This is a genomic window from Clostridioides sp. ES-S-0108-01, assembly GCF_020662285.1.
Taxonomy (GTDB): Bacteria; Bacillota; Clostridia; order Peptostreptococcales; family Peptostreptococcaceae; genus Clostridioides.
The window spans coordinates 1-22,076 of sequence record NZ_JADGMN010000012.1; the positions used below are offsets into that span (position 1 = coordinate 1).

Here is a 22,076-nt window from a genome sequence, read left to right on the forward strand (position 1 = left end):
CTATGTACGGAATGGATAAGCGCTGAAAGCATCTAAGCGCGAAGCCAACTTCAAGATAAGATTTCCCACCGCAAGGGTAAGACCCCAGAAAGACTATCTGGTTGATAGGTCGAAGGTGTAAGTGCAGTAATGTATTTAGCTTATCGATACTAATAGGTCGAGGACTTGACCAATATTTATTTGATGTTCATTAATTAATATATATATGTAGTTTTTAGAGTGTTAACTCTAAAGAAACTAGTGTTACTAGATTCTAAAAACTTACTAAAACTTAATAGAAATATTAAGCATAGAGATTATGTGGTTACAATAGCAGAGAGGATACACCTGTTCCCATTCCGAACACAGAAGTTAAGCTCTCTAGCGCTGATGGTACTTGGTGGGAAACTGCCTGGGAGAGTAGGACGTAGCCACGTAATTTTTTTTATTTTTTGTCAAAAAAAACAAAAAAGATGTATTTCTTTTTTCATTTCGGGAAAACTAAACACAGGAATTATGGACTATTATAAAAATTTAATTCTTGAGGAGTGATATAAATGAAAAAAGTTGCTTTAATTTTAGCTATAATAGGTGCACTTAACTGGGGTGCAATTGGTATTTTAGGTATAGACTTAATAGGTAGTATTTTTGGTGGAACATATGAAATGATAAGTAGAATAATATACTTCATTGTAGGTTTAGCTGGATTATACTTAATACCAAGTTTAATGTCTGATGATAGAGAATAATTTATATTCTTGTGTTAAATACCTCATTCTAAATATTTAGAATGAGGTATTTAATTTTATAAAAAGATTAATTTGTTTCTTTTTTAATGGTAAAATAGATAAGAATTGAAGTTTTTAAAAAGAAGTATTATGTAAAAAAGGAGTATTATTAATATATGTTTATAATTAATGAATTAAGTAAGATTGTAAATGAAGAAGTAATATCTTTTCATATGCCTGGTCACAAAAAAGGACAAATTTATAAAAAATTAGGATATAAAGATATACTAGAAAATTTGTATAAAATGGATACAACAGAGATATTAGGAACAGATAATTTACACTTTCCAGAAGGAATTATAAAAAATTCACAAGAAAAAACATCAAAAGTATTTAAGAGTGATTATACATATTATCTAGTAAATGGGAGTAGTTGTGGAATACAATCTGCAATAATGTCAGTATGCAGTCCAAAGAGTAAAATAATAGTAAATAGAGATTGTCATCAGTCTGTTATAAATGGATGTATTTTGGGAGATATAGATATAGAGTATGTGCCTTGTGAGATAAGTGAAGATACGAATGTCTTAAAAGGTATCTCTATAAGTAATGTAATTGATATAATAGATAAAAATTTGGACGCAAAAGCAGTACTGCTTACTTATCCTACATATTATGGAATGACATATGATTTAGAATATATATGTAATTATGCACATAGTAAAAAGATGGTGGTAATAGTAGATGAAGCTCATGGTGCACATTTAGGTCTTAGTGAAAAACTTCCTAAAACAGCTCTTGAGCAAGGTGCAGATATAGTTGTACAGAGTACACATAAAACTCTTCCATCGTTTACACAATCGTCAATGATACATATACAAGGAGACCGGGTTGATATAGATAAAATCTTAAAACTGTTAAGAATTACAGAATCATCAAGCCCTTCATACTTATTATTATCTTCTCTTGAATTAGCAGTAGATATATATGAGAACAAAGGAAAAGAATTAATGGAAGAACTTTTAAATAATATTAGAACTTTTAAAAATAACATTAATGCAAATATTAATATATACGATACGAATGATAAAACAAAACTATTTATATCATCTAAAAAGATGGGTTTAACAGGTTATAAACTAGAAAATATTTTAAGAAACAAATATAACATACAAGTAGAATTATCTAATTATTATGGGGTTCTTTTAATATGTACAATAGGAAATACTACTAAGGATTTCACTAGTTTAGAAACAGCATTAAACAATATTGTAAAAGAAAATTTTAAATTTACGAAGTTAGAAAATAAAAAATACCCTGTTGTTATTCCAAAGAAAATATTAACACCTAGAGAAGCATTTTATAAAGCTAAAAAAAGTGTTAAAATATATGACAGTATAGGTAAAATTTGTGGTGAATGTATAGTACCATACCCACCTGGAATAAGTATAATATCCCCTGGTGAAGTAATAAGTAAAGAAATAATAGACTATCTAACGTTTTGTCACTCTAAAGGGATGGTTATAAGTGGATTGAAAGATGTAGATTTAAATTTTATACAAGTAATAGATTTGGAATACATTTAAAAATTATGATACTAATAAAAATTATGATACTAAAGTAGATAGTTTGAAATTGCAAAGATAAATAAATAGACTGCTTATATAGCGTTATCTAATAAAAGTATTAAAAAAGAAAAAAGTGTTTGTATGGAGGAAATGAAAATGAAAGGTAAGCTAATAATTATAGAGAGTGGTTCAGATGCAAGTGGAAAGGCGACTCAGACAAAAATATTATATGAAAGATTAAAAAAAGAAGGCTATATGATTAAGAAGGTAGAATATCCAAATTATGAGTCTCCAGCATCTGCATTGGTGAAAATGTATTTGAAAGGAGACTTTGGTAAAAATGCATCAGATGTAGACCCATATATAGCGTCAACTTTTTTCACGGCTGATAGGTATGCATCGTTTAAAACCGATTGGGAAGAGTTTTACAATGAAGGTGGAATAATTATTGCAGACAGATATACAACATCTAATATGGTACATCAGGCTTCTAAAATGGATATTTGTGATAGAGAAGAGTATTTAAATTGGTTGACTGATTATGAATTTAATTTATTTAAGATACCACAGCCTGATTGTGTTATATTTTTAGATGTACCTATTGAGTTTAGTGAAAAGCTTATGGAGAATAGAAAAAATAAGATTACAGGGAAAGACGAAAAAGATATTCATGAAAGTGACATAGGGTATTTAGAAAAATCTTACAATAATGCTTTATATATAGCAGATAAATATAATTGGAAAAAAATAAATTGTGTTTCAGATAACAAATTAAGAAGTATTGAAAGTATACATAATGAAATTTATAAAATAGTTCTTGATTCAATAAAATCTATGGAGAGATAAATATGTATTTTGAAAATATTATAGGGCAAGATTTTGCAAAGAGATATTTAACAAATTCTATAAAGAAAAATAAACTTAATAATGCGTATATGTTTGAGGGAATAGATGGAATAGGAAAGAAGAAATTTGCTGATGAGTTATCAAGACTATTGCTTGATTATGAAAATCTCGAAAACAGTCCAGACTATGTACTCATAAAGCCAGATGGAAATAGCATAAAAATAGCCCAAATTAGAAATTTACAATCAGATATAGTAATAAGACCTCATAAGGAATATAAAATATATATAATTAATAATGCTGAGAAAATGACTGTAGAAGCCCAAAATGCGCTTTTAAAGACGCTGGAGGAACCTCCAAACTATGCTATAATAATCTTAGTCACAAACAACAAGGAATCTTTATTAGAAACTATAAAATCTAGATGTGATATAATAAAGTTCTCACCTATACCAATGGAGGACTTAAAACGTTATTTGATAAATACAGGTATAGAAGAAGAAAGGGCTCAATTGTTGGCTACTTTTTCAAGGGGAAGTATTGAGAATGCGTTAAATCTATCTCAGTCTGCTGAGTTTTCAGTGATGAGAGAGGATATACAACAGTATATTCAGATAATGTTAGATAAAAACATAGTAGAGATTCTAAATATACCAAATAATATGGAAAAATACAGAAGTCAGATTATAAGTTTATTGGATATAATGATAAACTATTTTAGAGATATTATCCTATTAAAAGAAAATGTAAACAAGAATATGTTAATAAATATAGATAAGCTAGTTTTTATTCAAAATATGAGTGGAAAAATTAGTTATTCTCAATTGTCCAAGATTATTGATATAATAGAAGATGCAAAGAGTAAAATAAACAGTAATTGCAATTTCAATATAAGCATACAAGTTATGTCTTTAAATATATACGAGGTGATTAAATGATAAGTATAGTAGGTATAAGGTTTAAAAGTGCTGGGAAAATATATTATTTTGACCCTGTTGATTTTAATATAGAGCAAGATATGGATGTAGTTGTAGAAACTGCAAGAGGTTTGGAGTATGGGAAGGTAGTTGTTGGACCAAAAGAAATGGATGAAATTGAATTAATTTCTCCTTTAAAGCCAATTATAAGAATAGCTACAGAAGAAGATAAAAAAATATATCTAGAAAATAAGGAAAGGGCAAAAGAAACTTTTGAGTTATGCCAACAAAAAATAAAAGAACATGAGTTAACAATGTTTTTAATAGATTGTGAGTATACGTTTGATAGGAATAAGTTGATTTTTTACTTTACAGCAGAAGGAAGAATAGATTTTAGAGAATTGGTCAAAGATTTGGCTGCTATATTTAAGACTAGAATAGAACTTAGACAAATTGGTGTTAGGGATGAAGCTAAGTCTATAGGTGGTCTAGGACCTTGTGGTAGAAAACTTTGTTGTTCATCTTGGCTAGGTGATTTTCAGCCAGTTTCAATAAAAATGGCAAAAGACCAAAGTTTATCTTTAAATCCAACAAAAATATCTGGAATATGTGGAAGATTATTCTGTTGCTTAAAATATGAGCATGATGTGTATAGTGAGGCAATAGAAAAAATGCCTGTTGTAGGTGCATTAGTGCAATCAGATGATGGAAAAGGAAAAGTTGTAGAAGTAAATCCTTTATTAGAACAAATTAAAGTGGAATTCCAAGACAAGACAGTAAAGATATACACAAGAGAAGAGATAAAAATACTTAGAGAGCCTAAAAAATGTGATGGCTGTGGCGGTAAATGTAAGGATAATGATGGACTAGATGAGGCCACACTAAGAGAGTTAAAGAAATTAGAAGATTAAATTTAAGGTAGGGCTTTTCCTACCTTTTTTAAAGCAATTAATGATTGAAGTTATTAATATTTGAGGAGAATTTATAATATGCAATTAAAAGATTCAGAAAGAATAGATGATTTACAATTAAAAAATCTTAAAATTATACAGGATACTAACGGGTTTTGTTTTGGTATAGATGCAGTTTTATTAGCCAATTTTACTAAAATAAAAAAAGATGCTAAAGTAGTAGATTTGGGTACTGGAACTGGCATTATACCTATTTTGATGGCTGGGAAAAGTGAAGCTAAAAAAATTATTGGTGTAGAAATACAAGAAGATGTATATGAAATGGCAACTCGTTCTGTAAAATTAAATGGATTAGAAGAAAGAGTTAAGATTATAAATGATGATATAAAATCCATAGACAAAGTTTTGGACGTAAATGGTTACCATGTAGTTACATCAAATCCTCCATATATGCATATTGATGGAATAAAAAATCCAAATGATAAAAAAGCAATATCAAGACATGAAGTAAAATGTAATTTGGAGGATGTAATTAGAGCTGCATCTAGATTGGTTATGTCTAGAGGGAAATTTTTCATGATACATAGACCAACAAGACTGGTTGATATAATAACTTTAGGGAGAAAATATAAATTAGAGCCAAAAGTTATTCAATTTGTGCATCCAAAACCTCAAAAAGCACCCAATTTAGTCTTAGTTCAATTTGTAAAAGATGGAAGACCAGAGCTTAAGATATTAGACCCATTGTATGTTTATGGAGAAGATGGGAATTATACAAAAGAATTAAAAGCAATATATAATAATGAAGATATAGGAGAGTTGTAGATGAGTGGGAAATTGTACATATGTCCAACACCAATAGGAAACCTAGAAGATATAACATATAGAACTTTAAGAGTATTAAAAGAAGTAGACTTGATTGCAGCAGAAGATACAAGACATAGTATAAAACTTTTAAATCATTTTGAAATTTCAAAGCCATTGACTAGTTATCATGAACATAATAAAGGCTCAAAGGGAGATTATTTAATAAATAAACTAATTGATGGTGAAAATATAGCTTTGATAAGTGATGCAGGTATGCCTGGTATATCTGACCCAGGAGAAGGTATAATAAAACAAGCTATACAAAACAATATAGAGATAGAAGTATTACCAGGTGCAACAGCTTTTGTAACAGCTTTAGTTGGTTCTGGTATGGATACACATAAATTTGTTTTTGAGGGCTTTTTAGATAGAGATAAAAAAGTTAGGAAAGTACAATTAGAGGAACTAAAGGAAGAAAGCAGAACTATAATTTTCTATGAATCACCACATAGATTGAAGGATACACTAAAAGATATGCTTAAAATTCTTGGGAATAGGAAGATTTCTATAAATCGAGAACTTACAAAAAAATATCAAGAGATAATAAGGGAAGATATAGAATCTGTTATAAAAATATTTGAGGAAAAAGAAGTAAGAGGAGAGTTTGTATTAATCGTAGAAGGTTTTCATGGTGAAAAGTCAAAGAAAGAGGATTATGATGGGCTTACAGATAGGGAATATGTTTTAAAACTAATTGAAAGTGGTATGAACAAAAAAGATGCAATAAAAATAGTTTGTAAAGATAGAAAGTTAAAAAAAGATGTGGTTTATAAACAAGTTCTAGATTTATAAAACCTGAATCTGAGGTGATTTTATGGAAATAGGAAAAGTTATAATAGAGAGTTTAAAGAGGGAAGATACACATAAAACATTTATAGAATTAGATGAAAAGCATGAATTAGAAAAAATAATCCCTAAAATAAGCTGTATGAAGTCTGTAGGTGAATGTAAATATCATGTAGTAAATTGTTTTGAACACTCTATAAATGCATTAAGAGAATTAGAAATAGTATTAAATGACAAGGATTTTTTTCCAATACATTTAAGAGAACATGTGTTAAATTATTTAAACACATATATTGAGGATGGAATAAATAAGTTACATGTATTAAAGTTAGGAATATTTTTACATGATGTGGGTAAGCCTGACAGTATGACTTTAGATGAAACAGGAAGAGTTCATTTTACAAATCATGAAAAAATAGGTGCTCAAATAGTTGACAATATGGGTATAAAGTTAGAGTTATCAACAGAAACATATAGACTTATAAGTAAATATGTAAGATATCACATGATACTTTTATCTTTGTACAAGAAAAATGATTTGAGTAGAAAAGAATTAATTAATGTATTTAATTTAGTGAATGATGATACCATAGGTATAATAATGCTTGGATATGCAGATATAGTATCTACAGTAAAATTACTAGATAAAAGTGGAGAAGTTAGTGTATTAAAGACATACATGGAATATATTTTAACAAATTACTTGTATAAGAGTAATTATACACATGTATAAATTTAGTCGATATAATTGAGTTTTAAATGATTAATTGAAGTTTGAAATATATATAATTCAAAAACATAAAAGAAGTTGTCTTTGTTGTAAAATTATGAAAGACAACTTTTTTATATCAAAAATTGAAATCTTATTAAGTATACTTAATGGTCTATTAATTAATGAACTATTAGTATTTAATTTATATTACAATATTGATTTTGCTTGTATTGGTGTTGATAATATAACAGAGGTCTTAGTAGAACCTATTTTCTTTATAGTATCAATCACATTTTCTAGTTCGTACATATCTTTTACAATTACTTTTAAAAGTAAGCAATCATCACCTGTTATGTGGTGACACTCTACAATTCTAGGGTCCTTTGCAGCTGACTCAATGAATTCTGTATATCCATTACTTGGAAGAGAAATATGAATAAATGCTTTTATAACTCTACCTAATGAATCTGGGTTAACAATAGCTTTATAACCTTCTATAACACCAGACTCTTCTAATCTTTTGACTCTTTCTGAAACTGCAGGAGAAGTTAAACCAACTATTTTTCCTAAGTCCTTCATAGAAATTCTCCCATCATCCTGTAAAATCTCTATGATTCTGTAATCTGTAACATCCATAAATAAACAGTCCCCCTTAAATAAAAATAATTAATGCTATAAAACTTTTTTAGAATCTATCATTCGTGTTTTTAAATACCAAAGATTTCTAGATAAATCAACCTTATAAATGTGTGGTTTTGAAAGTCTTTTGTATTGTTCCCAGATAGTACTTAATTCATATTGTACATGATTTTTTATTTCAAGAACAGGTTTTTTATTATATTTGCATAGTCCTTTTATATACAATGGTTTAAGAAGCTCTTTAACCTTATAATTTGTAAATGTCTTTGTTTTCCATGTATAAGTAGGATGGAAGATTTCTAAAGGTTTAGATTCATCTATAACTTCATCATGTAACATAATTAAATCTGCCTCTGCTTTATTGTCTTCGTTATATATTCTTATAACTTTCTTGTAACCCGGATTATTTATTTTTTCTGGATTCTCAGAAATCTTTATCTTAGGTTCAAGAGTTCCATTTTCACAAGATGCAGCTAATTTATAAACGCCTCCAAGAGAAGGTGAATCGAAAGATGTAATGAGCTTTGTACCTACTCCCCATGAATTTATAGTAGCTCCCTCTGCCTTAAGTGATGCTATAGTATATTCATCTAGGTCATTAGATGCAGTGATACTAATATCTGAAAAACCAGCACTATCTAATTGTTTTTTAGCTTCCTTAGATAAATAAGCTAAATCTCCAGAGTCTAGTCTTATACCCATAGGTTTGTGTCCTTTTTCAGAAATATTTTTGAATACTTTTATTGCATTAGGAACTCCACTATTTAATACATCATAAGTATCTACAAGTAGCAAGCATTTGTCTGGATAAACATCAGCATATGCTTGGAATGCTTCAAGTTCATTATCAAATTTTTGTACCCAACTGTGAGCATGTGTACCAATTATAGGTATATCAAACATTTTCCCAGCTAGTACATTTGCAGTTCCAGCACAACCACCAACTACAGCAGCCCTAGCTCCATATATACCTGCATCTGGACCTTGTGCACGACGTAATCCAAATTCAAATACAGAGTCTCCTTGAGCTGCGAAGCAAACTCTAGATGCTTTAGTAGCAATAAGGGACTGAAAATTGACTATTGTCAACAATGCAGTTTCAATGAGTTGAGCTTGATATAAAGGTGCCTTAACAGTAATTAATGGCTCATTGGGGAACATGATAGTTCCTTCTTCAACAGCATATATATCTCCTGTGAATTTAAATTCTTTTAAAAACTTTAAGAACTTGTCAGAAAATAAATTTAAGTTTTTTAAGTACTCTAAATCTTCATCTAAAAAATGAAGATTATCTATGTATTCAACAACCTGATCAATACCACAAACTATAGTATACCCTCCATCACAAGCGTTTTTTCTAAAAAACATATCGAATACAACAATGTCTTCGTGAATATTTTTTTCAAAATAGCCATTTAACATAGTAAGCTGATATAAATCAGTAAGAAGTGTTAGATTTCTCATTATTTCTCTCCTTAATTATTATTAAATATTAAAAATTGTAAAAACTCCCACACTTATACTAAAACATAATATAGTACAACTTTCAAGTATAAAGTATTACCTAACTATCATAAAATTATTTAAAGAGGAGGATGATTATAATAGGAAAAATATGGTTTTATATGGTATCAATAGGGATAATAGGAAGTTTATTTTCTAAAAATATGGGTGAATTAAATAAAGTTATATTAAGTGAAACATCAAAAGGTATAGAATTTGCAATAAGTCTAGCTGGTATTATGGCACTCTGGATGGGGATAATGAATATCGCAAAAGAGTCAGGTTTAATTGAAAAGATAGGTCAAAAACTAAATCCTATAATGAGAAGATTATTTCCTTCTATCCCAAAAGGTCATAAAGCAATGTCTTATATAGTTATGAATATTGCTTTAAATATGTTGGGCGCTGGAAATGGTGCAACAGCATTTGGTTTAAAAGCAATGAGCGAGCTTCAAACTTTGAATAACAAGAAAGATACAGCTACTAATGATATGATTATGTTTATGGTAATCAATATATCATCTATACAAATAATTCCATTTACTATAATCAAATTAAGGATGGATATGGGAGCTCAAAATCCAAGTGAAATAATTTTTACCACTTTATTTGCAACCATAATATCTACAGCAATAGCAATAATAACATGTAAATTTTTTCAAAGAAGATATAGATAAAGGGGATGTAGATACATGGAGATATTTTCAAACTTACTTATACCAATAATAATTTTGTACATAGTAGTTTATGGTAAATATAAAAAAATAGATGTGTATGATAGTTTTGTAAAAGGGGCAATTGATGGACTAAAAGCAGCATGGGATATTCTACCATATATAATAGGTATATTTTTAGCAATAGGAATATTCAAAACTGGTAAAGGTCTTGATATGTTAGAATGGCTATTTACACCAATAGCAAATATGATGAGTATACCAAAAGAATTAATAGGTCTAATAAGTGTAAAACCTTTATCTGGAAGTGGTGCTTTAGGGATGTATAGTGAACTTGCAAATAGGGTTGGAATAGGAAGTTTGGTAGAAAAAATGGGTGCTACAATTGTAGGTTCTTCTGAGACTATTTTTTATACAATGGCAATATACTATGGAAGTCTGAAGATAAAAAATACTAGACATACATTATCATGTGCTATGATTAGCCATGTTGCAGGTGTCATAGCAGCTGTTTTTATTTGCTATGTAATATTTGTATAATTTGTTGACAATATGGGGAAAATTTTATAATATAGTGATTATATAGAAACAAATAGTAATACAAATTATAAGCTATGAAAAGAAGAGTAAATAAAGGTTTTTTCTATCAGAGAGCTAGGTTAGGTGAAAGCTAGCGTCAAGAGCTTTATTGAAGATGGTCTTGGAGCTTTTTATCTGAGCAAGTGTGCTAGGATAAAACGGTTGGACACGTTATAGTCTACTAAGGTATCTATAAAGTGATTTCTACATTTCATGTGAAACATAGCCATTATAGATGAATTAGGGTGGTACCGTGAATAATCTCGCCCCTATGTTAACTCATAGGAGGCGATTTTTTATTATTTAAATGAGATTACGAACGATAAAAAATTAGGAGGTAAATAATATGAGTAAACCGAGTTTTTATGTAACAACACCAATATACTATCCAAGTGGAGGATTACACATAGGACATACTTATTCAACAGTAGCTGCAGATACAATAGCTAGATTCAAGCGTTTCTGTGGATACGATGTAAAGTTCTTAACAGGAACAGATGAGCATGGTGAAAAAATTCAAAAGAAAGCCATGGAGCAAGGAATGTCAGAGATAGAGTATCTTGATGGAATGATAAGAGGTATAAAGGCTTTATGGAATACTATGGATATATCTTACGATGATTTTATAAGAACTACAGAAAAAAGACATACAGATATAATACAAAAGATATTTACTAAATTATATGAGCAAGGTGACATATATAAAGGTGAATATGAAGGTAGATACTGTACTCCTTGTGAAAGTTTCTGGACAGAATCTCAATTACTAGAAGGAAATAAATGCCCTGACTGTGGAAGAGAAACATATTTAGTAAAAGAAGAATCTTATTTCTTTAGATTATCTAAATATGAAGATAGATTAAAAGAATTATTCAAGGATGATAGTTTCTGTTTTCCTGCTACTAGAAAAAATGAAATGGTAGCAAACTTTTTAGATAAAGGATTAGAAGATTTAAGTGTAACCAGAACAACTTTTGATTGGGGTATAAAAGTTCCTTTTGATGAAAAACATGTAATTTATGTATGGGTAGATGCTTTATGTAACTACATAACAGCATTAGGATATATGACTGATAATGACGAAGAATTCAAAAAATATTGGCCTGCCAATGTTCAAATAGTAGGTAAAGAAATAGTGAGATTCCATACAATAATATGGCCAGCACTTTTAATGGCTTTAGGTTTAGAAGTTCCAAAACAAGTATTTGGACATGGATGGATATTGTTTGCTGATGACAAAATGAGTAAGTCAAAAGGTAATGTGGTTTATCCAGAACCTATAATAGAAAGATATGGAATAGACACACTTAAGTACTTCTTATTAAGAGAGTTTGCATTTGGGCAAGATGGAAGTTATACTCATAGAAATTTTGTAACAAGAATAAATTATGACCTAGCAAATGATTTAGGAAACTTAATAAGCAGAACTGTAGCTATGGTTGAAAAGTACAATAACGGTATAATACCAACAGCAAAAGTTTCAACTGATTTTGATGCTGATTTAAAAGAGCAAGCTGTATCGACTAGAGAAAACTTTGAAGCCGAAATGGATAAGATGCAATTCCACGAAGCATTAGAGAGTGTATGGAAACTAGTTAGAAGAACTAACAAATATATAGATGAAACTATGCCTTGGGCATTAGCTAAAGATGAAAGTAAGAAAGATGAATTAGACACAGTTTTATATAATTTATGTGAATCTATAAGAATAATCGCAACACTAATAAATCCTATAATGAATGAAACTGCTAATAAAGTATATGAACATATAGGAATAAAAGGTCAAGATGATATAACTACATGGGAAAGTACAAAAATATTTGGTCTTATTGGAGAAAATGTAAAAGTATTTAAAGGTGAACCTTTATTCCCAAGATTAGATATAGAAAAAGAGATAGAAGAATTAACTAAAATGTTCTCTGGGAAACCTTCAGTAGAGGAAAAACCTTTAGAGCATAAAGAGGAAATTACCATTGATGATTTAGACAAAATAGAGCTTAGAGTAGGGAAAATAATAAGCTGTGAAAAGCATCCAAAAGCAAATAAATTATTAGTATCACAAGTTAAGATTGGACCAGAAACAAGACAAATAGTATCAGGAATAGCTGAATACTATAAGCCAGAAGACTTGGTAGGTAAAGAGGTTACAGTGGTATGTAACTTAAAACCAGTTAAATTAAGAGGGGTAGAATCTCAAGGTATGATATTAGCAGCAGGTGATGATGGAGACCCATATGTTTTACCATTTACACAAGGTGCTAAAGATGGATGCGAGGTTCGTTAGTAGGCAATTAAATAGTAAGGAGATTAAAGATGTTATTTGACTCACATGCACATTTAAATGATGAAAGTTTTGATGAAGATAGAGATGAACTTATTGGTTCATTAAAAGATAAAGGTGTAGATTTGGTTGTAAATCCAGGAGCAGATATAGAAACTTCGATAACAGCAATTGAACTTGCGAAAAAATACGACTTTATATATTCAGCAGTTGGAGTACATCCACATGATGTATCAAAACTAGATGATACAGCGATAGAGACGCTAAGAAAACTTGCAACTGAAAATGAAAAAGTTGTGGCTATTGGAGAGATTGGATTAGATTATTATTATGATTATTCTCCAAGAGAAGAACAAAAAGAGTGGTTTAAGAAGCAAATTGAATTAGCTAATGAATTAAAACTTCCAATAATAATACATGATAGAGATGCACATGGAGATACTTTTGAGATAATAAAAAGCACTAAAAGCCCTGAAATAGGATGTGTACTTCATTGTTATAGTGGAAATGTGGAGTTAGCTAGAGAATATGTTAAGATGGGTTGTTATATATCAATTCCAGGGACAGTTACTTTTAAGAATAATAAAAAAACTAGAGAAGTAGTAAGAGAAATACCTCTAGAAAGATTATTCATAGAGACTGATTCACCGTATATGTCACCAGAGCCACATAGAGGAAAGAGAAATAATCCTTATCAAGTATCTTTTGTTGCTGATAAGATAGCTCATGAAAAAGGAATATCTTATGAAGAAGTATGTAGAGCTACAAAAGAAAATGCAAAGAAATTTTTTAATATAAAATAGACAAATTAAAATTTATAATGACATATAAAATAAGTCATTATAAGTATAGGATGAGGGGCTGTCTCAAAATAGAGATTGTACTGAGACCTAAAAGTTGGACTTTATACAGGAATGGAATTTTCATTCCTGTTTTTTTACTTTATGTAACTTTAGATTCATATTCAAATCTATATTTAACAGGGTTAAGCCAATTTTATTTTTCTTAAGCGTTTTGCTATACTTATTCATTTGATATGCTCAACCTTGGTCTGAGTGAAAAGTTCTTTTGTAAGGACAATCTTTTGTAATATTGATGGCTTCATTTAAAGCATCACTTATTGATTTAAAGTTAGGTCTATCTGAGATACTGAATAATAAAACTTCTTCATTAAACATATCTAAAACTCGTATTTATATATAAAAATAAATAGCTTAGTACCTTGATTAAATCAAATAAAAACCTTAAAATAAAGAGATGTAAAGAAAAACTAAAAATGAATAAAAGGTGAATTTATATGATAAAAGAAATAATAGTAGTAGAAGGAAGAGATGATGTTACAGCAGTTAAGAGAGCAATAGATGCAGAACTTATAACTACAGGTGGATTTGGATTTCCAAAAGGTGTAATGGAGCGTATAAAAGCTGCCAATGAAAGACGTGGTGTTATAATATTTACAGACCCAGATTTTGCAGGTGAAAAAATAAGAAAAAAAATAGCATCAGAAGTTCCAGGATGTAAACATGCATTTCTGCCAAGAGAAGAAGCTAAAAAGGATGGAGATATAGGCATTGAAAATGCTACTCCTCAAAGTATAATAGCAGCTTTAAATAAAGTTAGAACTGAAAATACAGAAAAAAGAGATGAATTTAAGCAAGTTGACTTAATTAAAAATGGTCTTATAGGTAATGAAGAAGCATCATTTAGAAGAGATGCACTTGGTAAAATACTTGGAATCGGATATGGAAATGCAAAACAATTTTTAAATAGATTGAATAATTATGGAGTTGAAAGAGAAGAATTTATAGATGCATTAAAACAAATATAAATGTAATATTTAATATATGAAAAATATGTATATAAAATAAATTGTGGAATTACAGGCTAATTTTAATCTATAAGGCGAAATTCTTCTTCATCACTGTAGGAAGAGTATTTTGCTAAAACTTTTGGTTATAGTAGATGGCTATACTACCAATAATTATAATTAATAAAATTAAATATCAAAATAAGTTAAAAAGGAGTAAATAATGGATAGACTATCTTCACATAATGTAACAAAAGAAGTAGTACAAAAATATAATTTTAAATTTTCAAAGTCTTTAGGTCAAAATTTTTTGATAGATAGTAATATAATTGATAAAATCTTAGCTGGAGCTAGAATCACAGAAGGAGATAATATAATAGAAGTAGGACCTGGTATAGGTACTCTTACTCGTGAGATGGGTAAAATAGCAGAAAAAGTAGTAGCTATAGAAATCGATAGGAATTTAATTCCTATATTGAAAGACACCTTGTCAGATTTAGATAATATAGAGGTTGTAAATCAAGACATATTAAAAGTAGATATACAAGAGTTAGTAAAAAACAAATTAAATGGTGGACCAGTTAAGCTTGTGGCAAACCTTCCATATTATATAACTACTCCAATAGTTATGAAATTTTTAGAGGAAGATATACCTGTAACAGATATAGTGGTCATGGTTCAAAAAGAAGTTGCAGATAGAATGAATGCTAATTCAAGTACTAAAGATTATGGAGCATTATCTATAGCTGTTCAATACTATTGTGAGACAGAGATTGTAGCAAAGGCTCCAAGACATATGTTTATACCGCAACCAAATGTAGATTCAACAGTTATAGGTCTACATGTAAGAGCTGAAAAAAAATATGACGTTCATAATGAAGAAATATTTTTTAAAACAGTAAAAGCATCTTTTGGACAAAGAAGAAAGATACTTCTTAATTCGTTGGGAGGGCTTGGTTTTCTTAATAAAGATGAAATAAGAGAAATATTAAAAAAAGCTAATATAGACGAAAAAAGAAGGGGTGAAACTCTTAGTATAGAGGAGTTTTCAGTTCTTTCAAATATAATAAATACAAAAGTATCTTCTAAATAGAAGGTACTTTTTTTTATTTTATTAACATATATTGTTTAGAGAAACTGTGTTAAGGGGGGATTGCAGTGGGTTCTAAAAGAAAGTTTAAAAGAGACTATATAATACTAGAAGCTAAGGACATAAACTTTAGATACAAAGAACGAGTACTGCCAAAAGCTTTTGCAAAAGTTGAAGTAAATGATGAAAAAGCAATTATTGCATTATATGTAGAAAATCTAAAATATGTTAAAGATGGGTATAAAGCAGTAGCAATAAAAGGTGACCATGGATTAATAGACCTAGGAAATATAATTTTAAATGAACAAGGAAGAGGTGAGTTTGTTTTAGATTTAGAAGATTACGATGATGAGATAAAAGGTATTGCATTATTGTATGAAAGAAATATACCTTTAATTGGATTTAAAGGAAACAAGATTGAAAATTATGAGGACATATTATTCCAAGAGATAGAAGATGAAGAAGAGTATGAAGAATTGGAAGAAGATGAAGAGTTAAACGCTGAGGAAGAGAGTGATAGAGAAGAAGGGAATGACGATGAAGAAGAATACATTATAGAAGAATATGATGAAGATGAGTATGAAGATTATTGGGAAGATGAAGAAGACGTTGATGAGGGAGAGTTAAAAGCAAGAACGGAAATAGAAGATTCTAGAGATGAGGAAATAGAAGAATTCAATAATTATAAAGAAATAGAAAATTATAATAAGGTTAAAGCACAGGAAGAATATATAGATATAGAATATGATGAAGAAGATGAAGAAGAAGTTTTTGAAGTAAACAGAGAAGAAGACAGATTTGTTTCTTCAAAACTTACTAAATCAAAAAAAACTCAAAAAGAGCAAAATAATATTGAAAAAATAAAAAGAGTCAATGGAATAAGTCAAGGAGACAGTGGAAATAAACAAGCTAGCACATTACTTATGCCAAGACAAATAAAGAAAGGTTTGAAATTATTTAAAGAAGTAAAACCGTTTGTAACAGATTATATAGATAAAACAAGATGGTGGAAAATAGAGATAAATCCTACAACATTGTGTGGATATACAATGCCTTATTTAGGCTATTTAAATGTGTTGAATTATACTATGTATAGTGATGCAGTGTTGCATTCATATAAATATAGACACTACTTATTTGGAGTTCAGTATGATGAATATAATAAGAGAAAACATTATATTTATGCTATTCCGGGAAATAGAAATGAACAGCCAGATAATGGAAGCACAGGATTTTTAAGATACCAAGCTTGTGACAATAGAACAAATAGCTTAGGGTATTGGCTATGTTTTATAGATTCCAGACAAAGAAATATAGTTAGATAAAAATGCAAGAATTTAGTTTTAGCTTTCATTTTGCTTAAAAAAATTAATTAAAGTAATACAAAACTTTAAAAACTATTGATAATATTTAAATATTACACTACAATATATTTTAAAATACCTATTATATTATGGAGGAAGGTTATGATAAACGAGCAAAGGATTTTAAACGAGTTCCTTGAATTAGTACAGATAGACAGTTTATCTTTAAAAGAGGGGAATGTTGCTAAAGTATTAGTTAAAAAATTAGAAGAAATAGGTTGTTCAGTAGTAGTAGACAATGCTGGTGAAAAAACAAATGGAGAAACTGGCAATATAATAGCTACACTAAAAGGAAATAAAGAAGGAAAGAAAATATTATTTAGTTCACATATGGATACAGTGACTCCAGGTATTGGAGTAAAACCTATAGTGGATGAAGCAAATGAAATAATAAAAAGTGATGGTACTACAATATTAGGTTCTGATGATAAAGCAGGTATAGCAGCTATATTAGAAGGTTTAAGATATATAAAGGAAAATAACATAGAACATACTGATATACAGGTTGTATTCTCTATATGTGAGGAATGTGGATTAGTTGGAGCTAAAAATTTAGACTATGGAAAAATAGATTCTGAATATGCTTTTGTATTAGATAGTGGTGGTTCTCCAGGAGAGATAATAGTAAAAGCTCCTGCACAAGATGTAATAAATGTTAAGATATTAGGAAAGACTGCTCATGCAGGTCTTGAGCCTGAAGCTGGTATAAGTGCTATAATGGTAGCAGCCAGAGCAATAGAAAATATGAATTTACTTAGAATAGATGAAGAAACAACTGCTAACATAGGAATTATAAACGGTGGAACAGCCACAAATATAGTAACAGGTGAAGTTAATATAGTTGCAGAAGCCAGAAGTTTAAAAGAAAATAAATTAGATGTTCAAACTAAACACATGGTAGAGACTTTTAAAAAAGCTGCAAAAGATTTTGGAGCTAAAATTGAGATAGATGTCAATAGAGCGTACACACCAATAGATGTTAGTGAAGATTCTGAAATAATAAAACTTGCAAAGAAAGCTTTTTCAAACTTAGATATAAAAGGTCATACTGAATCTACAGGAGGAGGTAGTGATACAAATATATTAAGTAAGAATGGTATCGAAGCTATAACTTTAGGAATAGGTATGAAAAATGCTCATACATTAAGTGAACATATAGCTATAAAAGATTTATATAATTCTGCTAAAATGGTAGTGGAGATAATAAAAGAAGCATAAACTTAAATAATAGTGTATAATATATATCGCCTAGCTTAAGCTAGGTGATTTTTCATTTTATAGAAGATTGATAATCTCTATTGAAAGTAAAGGGTACACATTTGCATATAAGAGTAGATTTAATTTATGTTCAGAGGTACATTTTTAATAGTATTTAGAGTTGTTTCAAAAGGAGGAATAAAAATGGAGACAAGGTATGAAGAAGCAAATAAAATAACAATACAATCGATACTTTGGAATGTAGTATTAACAATAATTAAGGTTATAGCTGGTGTTATTGGTAATTCTAGTGCTATGGTTGCAGACGGGTTGCATTCAGCATCAGATATTATAAGTTCTATAGGAGTATTAATAGGCAACTATGTATCTTCTAGACCAGGAGATAGAGAACATAATTATGGTCATGAGAAAGCAGAGACATTAGTATCATTCGTGTTATCAATATTACTTATCTTCGTTTCTATAACAATAGGTATAGAGGCAATTAAATCTTTATTTAATTTAGATGCATTAAGTGTTCCATCAATATTACCATTAGTAGTATCAGTTATTTCAATCCTGATAAAAGAGTATCAATATAGAATAACAATAAAAGTTGCTAAAAAGATAAATTCACCGGCCCTAAAAGCTGATGCTTGGCATCATAGGTCGGATGCTTTATCTTCAGTAGCTGCTTTTATAGGGATAGGTGGTTCTATTTTAGGATTTAAGCCTTTAGACCCAATTGCATCAGTTGTAGTGGCTATATTTGTGGCTAAAGTAGGAATTAATATACTTATAAGTTCTGTTAATGAATTGATGGATGTTTCGGTTGATGAAGAGGAGATAAAAGAATTAAACTTTATTGTAGCAGATACAGAAGGTGTTAAGAACCTGGGTGATATAAAGACTAGAAAACATGGAGCTATGGCATATGTAGATTTAACTATATGTGTAGATGAAAATTTGACAGTTAAGCAAGGTCATGACATTGCTACCAAGCTTGAAAAACATATAATAAAACATATGGAATTTGTAAAAGGTATAACAGTTCACGTTGAACCATGTACTAATTGCCAAGGAAATAAGTGTAATAATTAATTAGACCTTAAAAAAAAGTGTAAAAAGTTATATAATTGTTTTATGATTATAAACTCTAGGGGTGGTTAAATGAGCAAGAAAAGAAAATTAAAGAAAAAAGCTGCAATATTAATAGGAGTAGTTGTTTTCTTTATAATATACTTTATATCCTTTAGAATAGGAATAAATCTGGAAAAGGATAAAAGTGAAGTTCCAAAGAAGGTAGAAAAAGAAGAAGAAGATAATAGGTCTCTAATGACTCAAATAAAAGAGAAGAAGAAGGTTTATATATCAGATAAAAATATAGAAAACATAAAAATTGAAGAAGATATGTGGGATGAAATAAAGCTATTTTTCTCAGATTTCAAGAAAGTAAGAAATACTACTTCTTCTTATGAAGCAGTTTATGAAGGCTATTCTGATGATGGAGTTAAATTTTCTACTGATCTTAACTTCTTTAGAGTATATACTGTAAATAAAGAAGAATATTATAAAGTTCCAGTTGATTCTAAGAATGTTTTTAAGAACCTTTTAGATGAGAGTATATATACTTCATTTGACCTTTTAAGTCACTATAAAGATTGGAAAGAGGTAACTATAACTTATGGAAAAGAAACTAAAAAAGTTCATAGGTGGAAGTTTGATGATTTAGCACATAAGATGATTTCAAAAAGGGTTGTAGGAAAAGTTCAACCTGAGAAAAATAAGGAAAGAAGTGACTATAACTTTACTATAAACATAAAAGGTGATAATTTTGCTGTAAAAGTTGATACAATGGGAAAAGATTATGTGAAAGTTACTTCTAAGAAAACTGTGTCTTACTATGAGGTTCATACAAGTTTGTTTGATTACCTTAAAAATGAGATATTTGAAATTGGAAAGAAATAGGACTTTGAGAAGTGGCTGTCTCAAAATAGAGATAAGCCTCTTTTTCATTGCTTAAATGATGAAAGTATATTTGATTTCATACAAAAAAGAGTGCCTCATGAACTAAAAAGTTCATTTTGAGACACCATCTAAATTATTTTTTATATATTATTTTTCGACTAACAAGTCTGCAACTTTATAAATTGGACCAGCACCAGCAGTTATTACTAAATCATTGTCATTAACATTTTCACGTAAATATTTTACTATATCTTCAAATTCTTTTATATAGATAGCATCTACGTTGTTTTGGTATAATTTTTCAACCAAGTTTTTAGAATGTATATCTCCAGGGTCTTTTTCTCTAGCTGCATATATGTCTGTTATGATAACTTTATCAGCAGCATAGAATGCTTCTGAGAATTCACCTAAAAGAGATTTTGTTCTAGTGTAAGTATGTGGTTGGAAGACACACCATAAAGTGGATTTTTTTAATTTTTTAGCAGCAGCCAAAGTAGCTTTTAGCTCAGTTGGATGATGTGCATAATCGTCTACCACTAAAGCATTCTTATAATACCCCTTAGTTTCAAATCTTCTTCCTACACCTTTATAGATTTTTATATTTTTTCTTATAGTCTCTAAGTCAATACCAGAAACAAGAGCTGTCATTATAGCAGAAGAAGCATTATATATGTTATGAAGACCATATACAGAAAGCTCAAATTCTCCTAAATCTCTTCCTTGATATTCTATTTTAAATATTCCATGACCACTATTGTCAAAGTGAATATCTTTTATTACAGCATCATTATCAGAATCCCTGCCGTATTTTATAATAGTAGCTTTAACATCATACAATATGTCATCAACATTTTCGTCATCACCATTTATTATGAAATAGCCTTCTGGAGGCAACAGCTTACCAAATTTGTTAAAAGAAGCCTTGATTTCATCTATTCCAGAGAAATAATCAAGATGGTCTTCCTCAACATTTAAAACTATAGATATTTTTGGGTTAAAATTAAGGAAACTATCTACATATTCACATGCTTCAGTTATAAAGTGGTTAGAATTACCTATCTTAACATTACCACCTATCATACTTAAGTTACCACCGACTAGTATAGTAGGGTCTAAGTCTGCATATTCAAAGATTGTAGACAACATAGATGTTGTAGAAGTCTTTCCATGTGTTCCAGAAACTGCTATAGAATTCTTATATTCCCTCATGATTTGACCTAAAAAAGTAGCTCTGTTCATTACTAATTTATTTTTTTCTTTAGCAGCTATAAGTTCTTCATTGTCTGGATGAACTGCTGCCGTATAAACAACCATATTTACATTATCTGATATGTTCTCTTTTTTCTGACCAATATAGATAGTTGCCCCTTGGTCTCTAAGTTTGTCTAATAGGTATGATTCGTTTGAATCCGAACCTGAGACTTGATAACCTTTATTGATACATATTTCAGCTAATGCACTCATGCTGATACCGCCAATTCCTATAAAGTGTATATTCATAATAAAACCACCTTTCTTTTTAATTAAGTCCTACAATATGAACTATTTATGTGGTATAATAATATAATGTTCAATATTTTATAATTAATATGCATATAATATTATATGTATTTTATTTTTGAATATAATAAAACATAAGTAATATTATACCACAATAAGA

Annotated in this window: 21 protein-coding genes, 2 rRNA genes and 1 other annotated feature; of the genes, 20 read left to right on the forward strand and 3 right to left on the reverse strand. The window is 29.2% G+C overall.

Annotated elements, in window-relative coordinates:
- From IR152_RS12065 to IR152_RS12110, 10 genes are all read left to right on the forward strand, one after another.
- A 23S ribosomal RNA gene (locus tag IR152_RS12065) occupies positions 1-173 on the forward strand; the annotation flags it as partial.
- A gap of 126 nt (positions 174-299) precedes the next feature.
- Positions 300-416: ribosomal RNA gene (gene rrf / locus IR152_RS12070) — 5S ribosomal RNA — on the forward strand.
- A gap of 120 nt (positions 417-536) precedes the next feature.
- Positions 537-728, forward strand: coding sequence for a DUF378 domain-containing protein (locus IR152_RS12075; protein ID WP_227452216.1), 192 nt, complete (start codon positions 537-539; stop codon positions 726-728).
- 155 nt (positions 729-883) lie between these two features.
- On the forward strand, positions 884-2,293 hold the full coding sequence (locus IR152_RS12080; protein WP_227452217.1) for an aminotransferase class I/II-fold pyridoxal phosphate-dependent enzyme: 1,410 nt from the start codon (positions 884-886) through the stop codon (positions 2,291-2,293).
- A 138-nt stretch (positions 2,294-2,431) separates the two neighbouring features.
- Positions 2,432-3,121 (forward strand): dTMP kinase, encoded by a 690-nt coding sequence (locus IR152_RS12085; RefSeq protein ID WP_227452218.1) that lies wholly within the window; start codon positions 2,432-2,434, stop codon positions 3,119-3,121.
- A gap of 2 nt (positions 3,122-3,123) precedes the next feature.
- Positions 3,124-4,059 carry an ATP-binding protein gene (locus tag IR152_RS12090; protein WP_227452219.1) on the forward strand — a complete coding sequence of 312 codons (936 nt, stop codon included), beginning with the start codon at positions 3,124-3,126 and terminating at the stop codon, positions 4,057-4,059.
- Positions 4,056-4,949 (forward strand): stage 0 sporulation family protein, encoded by an 894-nt coding sequence (locus IR152_RS12095; protein WP_227452220.1) that lies wholly within the window; start codon positions 4,056-4,058, stop codon positions 4,947-4,949. Before IR152_RS12090 ends, IR152_RS12095 begins: the two co-directional genes overlap by 4 nt.
- Before the next feature lie 78 nt (positions 4,950-5,027).
- On the forward strand, positions 5,028-5,774 hold the full coding sequence (locus IR152_RS12100) for a tRNA1(Val) (adenine(37)-N6)-methyltransferase (RefSeq protein ID WP_227452221.1): 747 nt from the start codon (positions 5,028-5,030) through the stop codon (positions 5,772-5,774).
- Complete coding sequence (rsmI, locus tag IR152_RS12105; protein ID WP_227452222.1) at positions 5,775-6,608, forward strand: 16S rRNA (cytidine(1402)-2'-O)-methyltransferase; 834 nt, start codon at positions 5,775-5,777, stop codon at positions 6,606-6,608.
- A 22-nt stretch (positions 6,609-6,630) separates the two neighbouring features.
- A complete protein-coding gene (locus tag IR152_RS12110; protein WP_227452223.1) occupies positions 6,631-7,335 on the forward strand; it encodes an HD domain-containing protein in 705 nt (234 codons plus the stop codon).
- 186 nt (positions 7,336-7,521) lie between these two features.
- Here the strand turns inward: IR152_RS12110 and IR152_RS12115 are convergent, their stop codons facing one another.
- On the reverse strand, positions 7,522-7,950 hold the full coding sequence (locus tag IR152_RS12115; protein WP_003421494.1) for an Lrp/AsnC family transcriptional regulator: 429 nt from the start codon (positions 7,948-7,950) through the stop codon (positions 7,522-7,524).
- 36 nt (positions 7,951-7,986) lie between these two features.
- The gene (locus IR152_RS12120; protein WP_227452224.1) at positions 7,987-9,417 is read right to left on the reverse strand and encodes a nicotinate phosphoribosyltransferase; all 1,431 of its coding nucleotides are present in this window, start codon (positions 9,415-9,417) and stop codon (positions 7,987-7,989) included.
- 131 nt (positions 9,418-9,548) lie between these two features.
- Between IR152_RS12120 and IR152_RS12125 the strand changes: the two genes are divergently transcribed.
- The 10 genes from IR152_RS12125 (at position 9,549) to IR152_RS12170 (ending at position 20,416) form a co-directional block, all read left to right on the forward strand.
- On the forward strand, positions 9,549-10,133 hold the full coding sequence (locus IR152_RS12125; protein ID WP_227452225.1) for a nucleoside recognition domain-containing protein: 585 nt from the start codon (positions 9,549-9,551) through the stop codon (positions 10,131-10,133).
- Positions 10,134-10,148: 15 nt separating this feature from the next.
- Entirely contained in the window at positions 10,149-10,670 is a 522-nt protein-coding gene (locus IR152_RS12130; RefSeq protein ID WP_003421489.1) for a spore maturation protein, read from the forward strand.
- Positions 10,671-10,735: 65 nt separating this feature from the next.
- Positions 10,736-10,983 (forward strand) — a binding site (T-box leader).
- Positions 10,984-11,055: 72 nt separating this feature from the next.
- Entirely contained in the window at positions 11,056-12,993 is a 1,938-nt protein-coding gene (metG, locus tag IR152_RS12135) for a methionine--tRNA ligase (protein WP_227452226.1), read from the forward strand.
- Positions 12,994-13,022: 29 nt separating this feature from the next.
- The gene (locus IR152_RS12140; protein WP_227452227.1) at positions 13,023-13,793 is read left to right on the forward strand and encodes a TatD family hydrolase; all 771 of its coding nucleotides are present in this window, start codon (positions 13,023-13,025) and stop codon (positions 13,791-13,793) included.
- Between the two features lie 494 nt (positions 13,794-14,287).
- Entirely contained in the window at positions 14,288-14,818 is a 531-nt protein-coding gene (gene rnmV, locus IR152_RS12145) for a ribonuclease M5 (RefSeq protein ID WP_227452228.1), read from the forward strand.
- Between the two features lie 202 nt (positions 14,819-15,020).
- Positions 15,021-15,890 (forward strand): 16S rRNA (adenine(1518)-N(6)/adenine(1519)-N(6))-dimethyltransferase RsmA, encoded by an 870-nt coding sequence (gene rsmA, locus IR152_RS12150; RefSeq protein ID WP_227452229.1) that lies wholly within the window; start codon positions 15,021-15,023, stop codon positions 15,888-15,890.
- Positions 15,891-15,955: 65 nt separating this feature from the next.
- Complete coding sequence (locus tag IR152_RS12155; RefSeq protein WP_227452230.1) at positions 15,956-17,212, forward strand: hypothetical protein; 1,257 nt, start codon at positions 15,956-15,958, stop codon at positions 17,210-17,212.
- Positions 17,213-17,353: 141 nt separating this feature from the next.
- Positions 17,354-18,469: a M20/M25/M40 family metallo-hydrolase gene (locus tag IR152_RS12160; protein WP_227452231.1), complete on the forward strand. Its 1,116-nt coding sequence runs from the start codon at positions 17,354-17,356 to the stop codon at positions 18,467-18,469.
- A gap of 183 nt (positions 18,470-18,652) precedes the next feature.
- The gene (locus IR152_RS12165) at positions 18,653-19,549 is read left to right on the forward strand and encodes a cation diffusion facilitator family transporter (RefSeq protein ID WP_227452232.1); all 897 of its coding nucleotides are present in this window, start codon (positions 18,653-18,655) and stop codon (positions 19,547-19,549) included.
- A gap of 69 nt (positions 19,550-19,618) precedes the next feature.
- Positions 19,619-20,416 carry a hypothetical protein gene (locus tag IR152_RS12170; protein ID WP_227452233.1) on the forward strand — a complete coding sequence of 266 codons (798 nt, stop codon included), beginning with the start codon at positions 19,619-19,621 and terminating at the stop codon, positions 20,414-20,416.
- Positions 20,417-20,563: 147 nt separating this feature from the next.
- Here the strand turns inward: IR152_RS12170 and murC are convergent, their stop codons facing one another.
- On the reverse strand, positions 20,564-21,916 hold the full coding sequence (gene murC, locus IR152_RS12175; RefSeq protein WP_227452234.1) for a UDP-N-acetylmuramate--L-alanine ligase: 1,353 nt from the start codon (positions 21,914-21,916) through the stop codon (positions 20,564-20,566).
- Positions 21,917-22,076 lie beyond the last annotated feature (160 nt).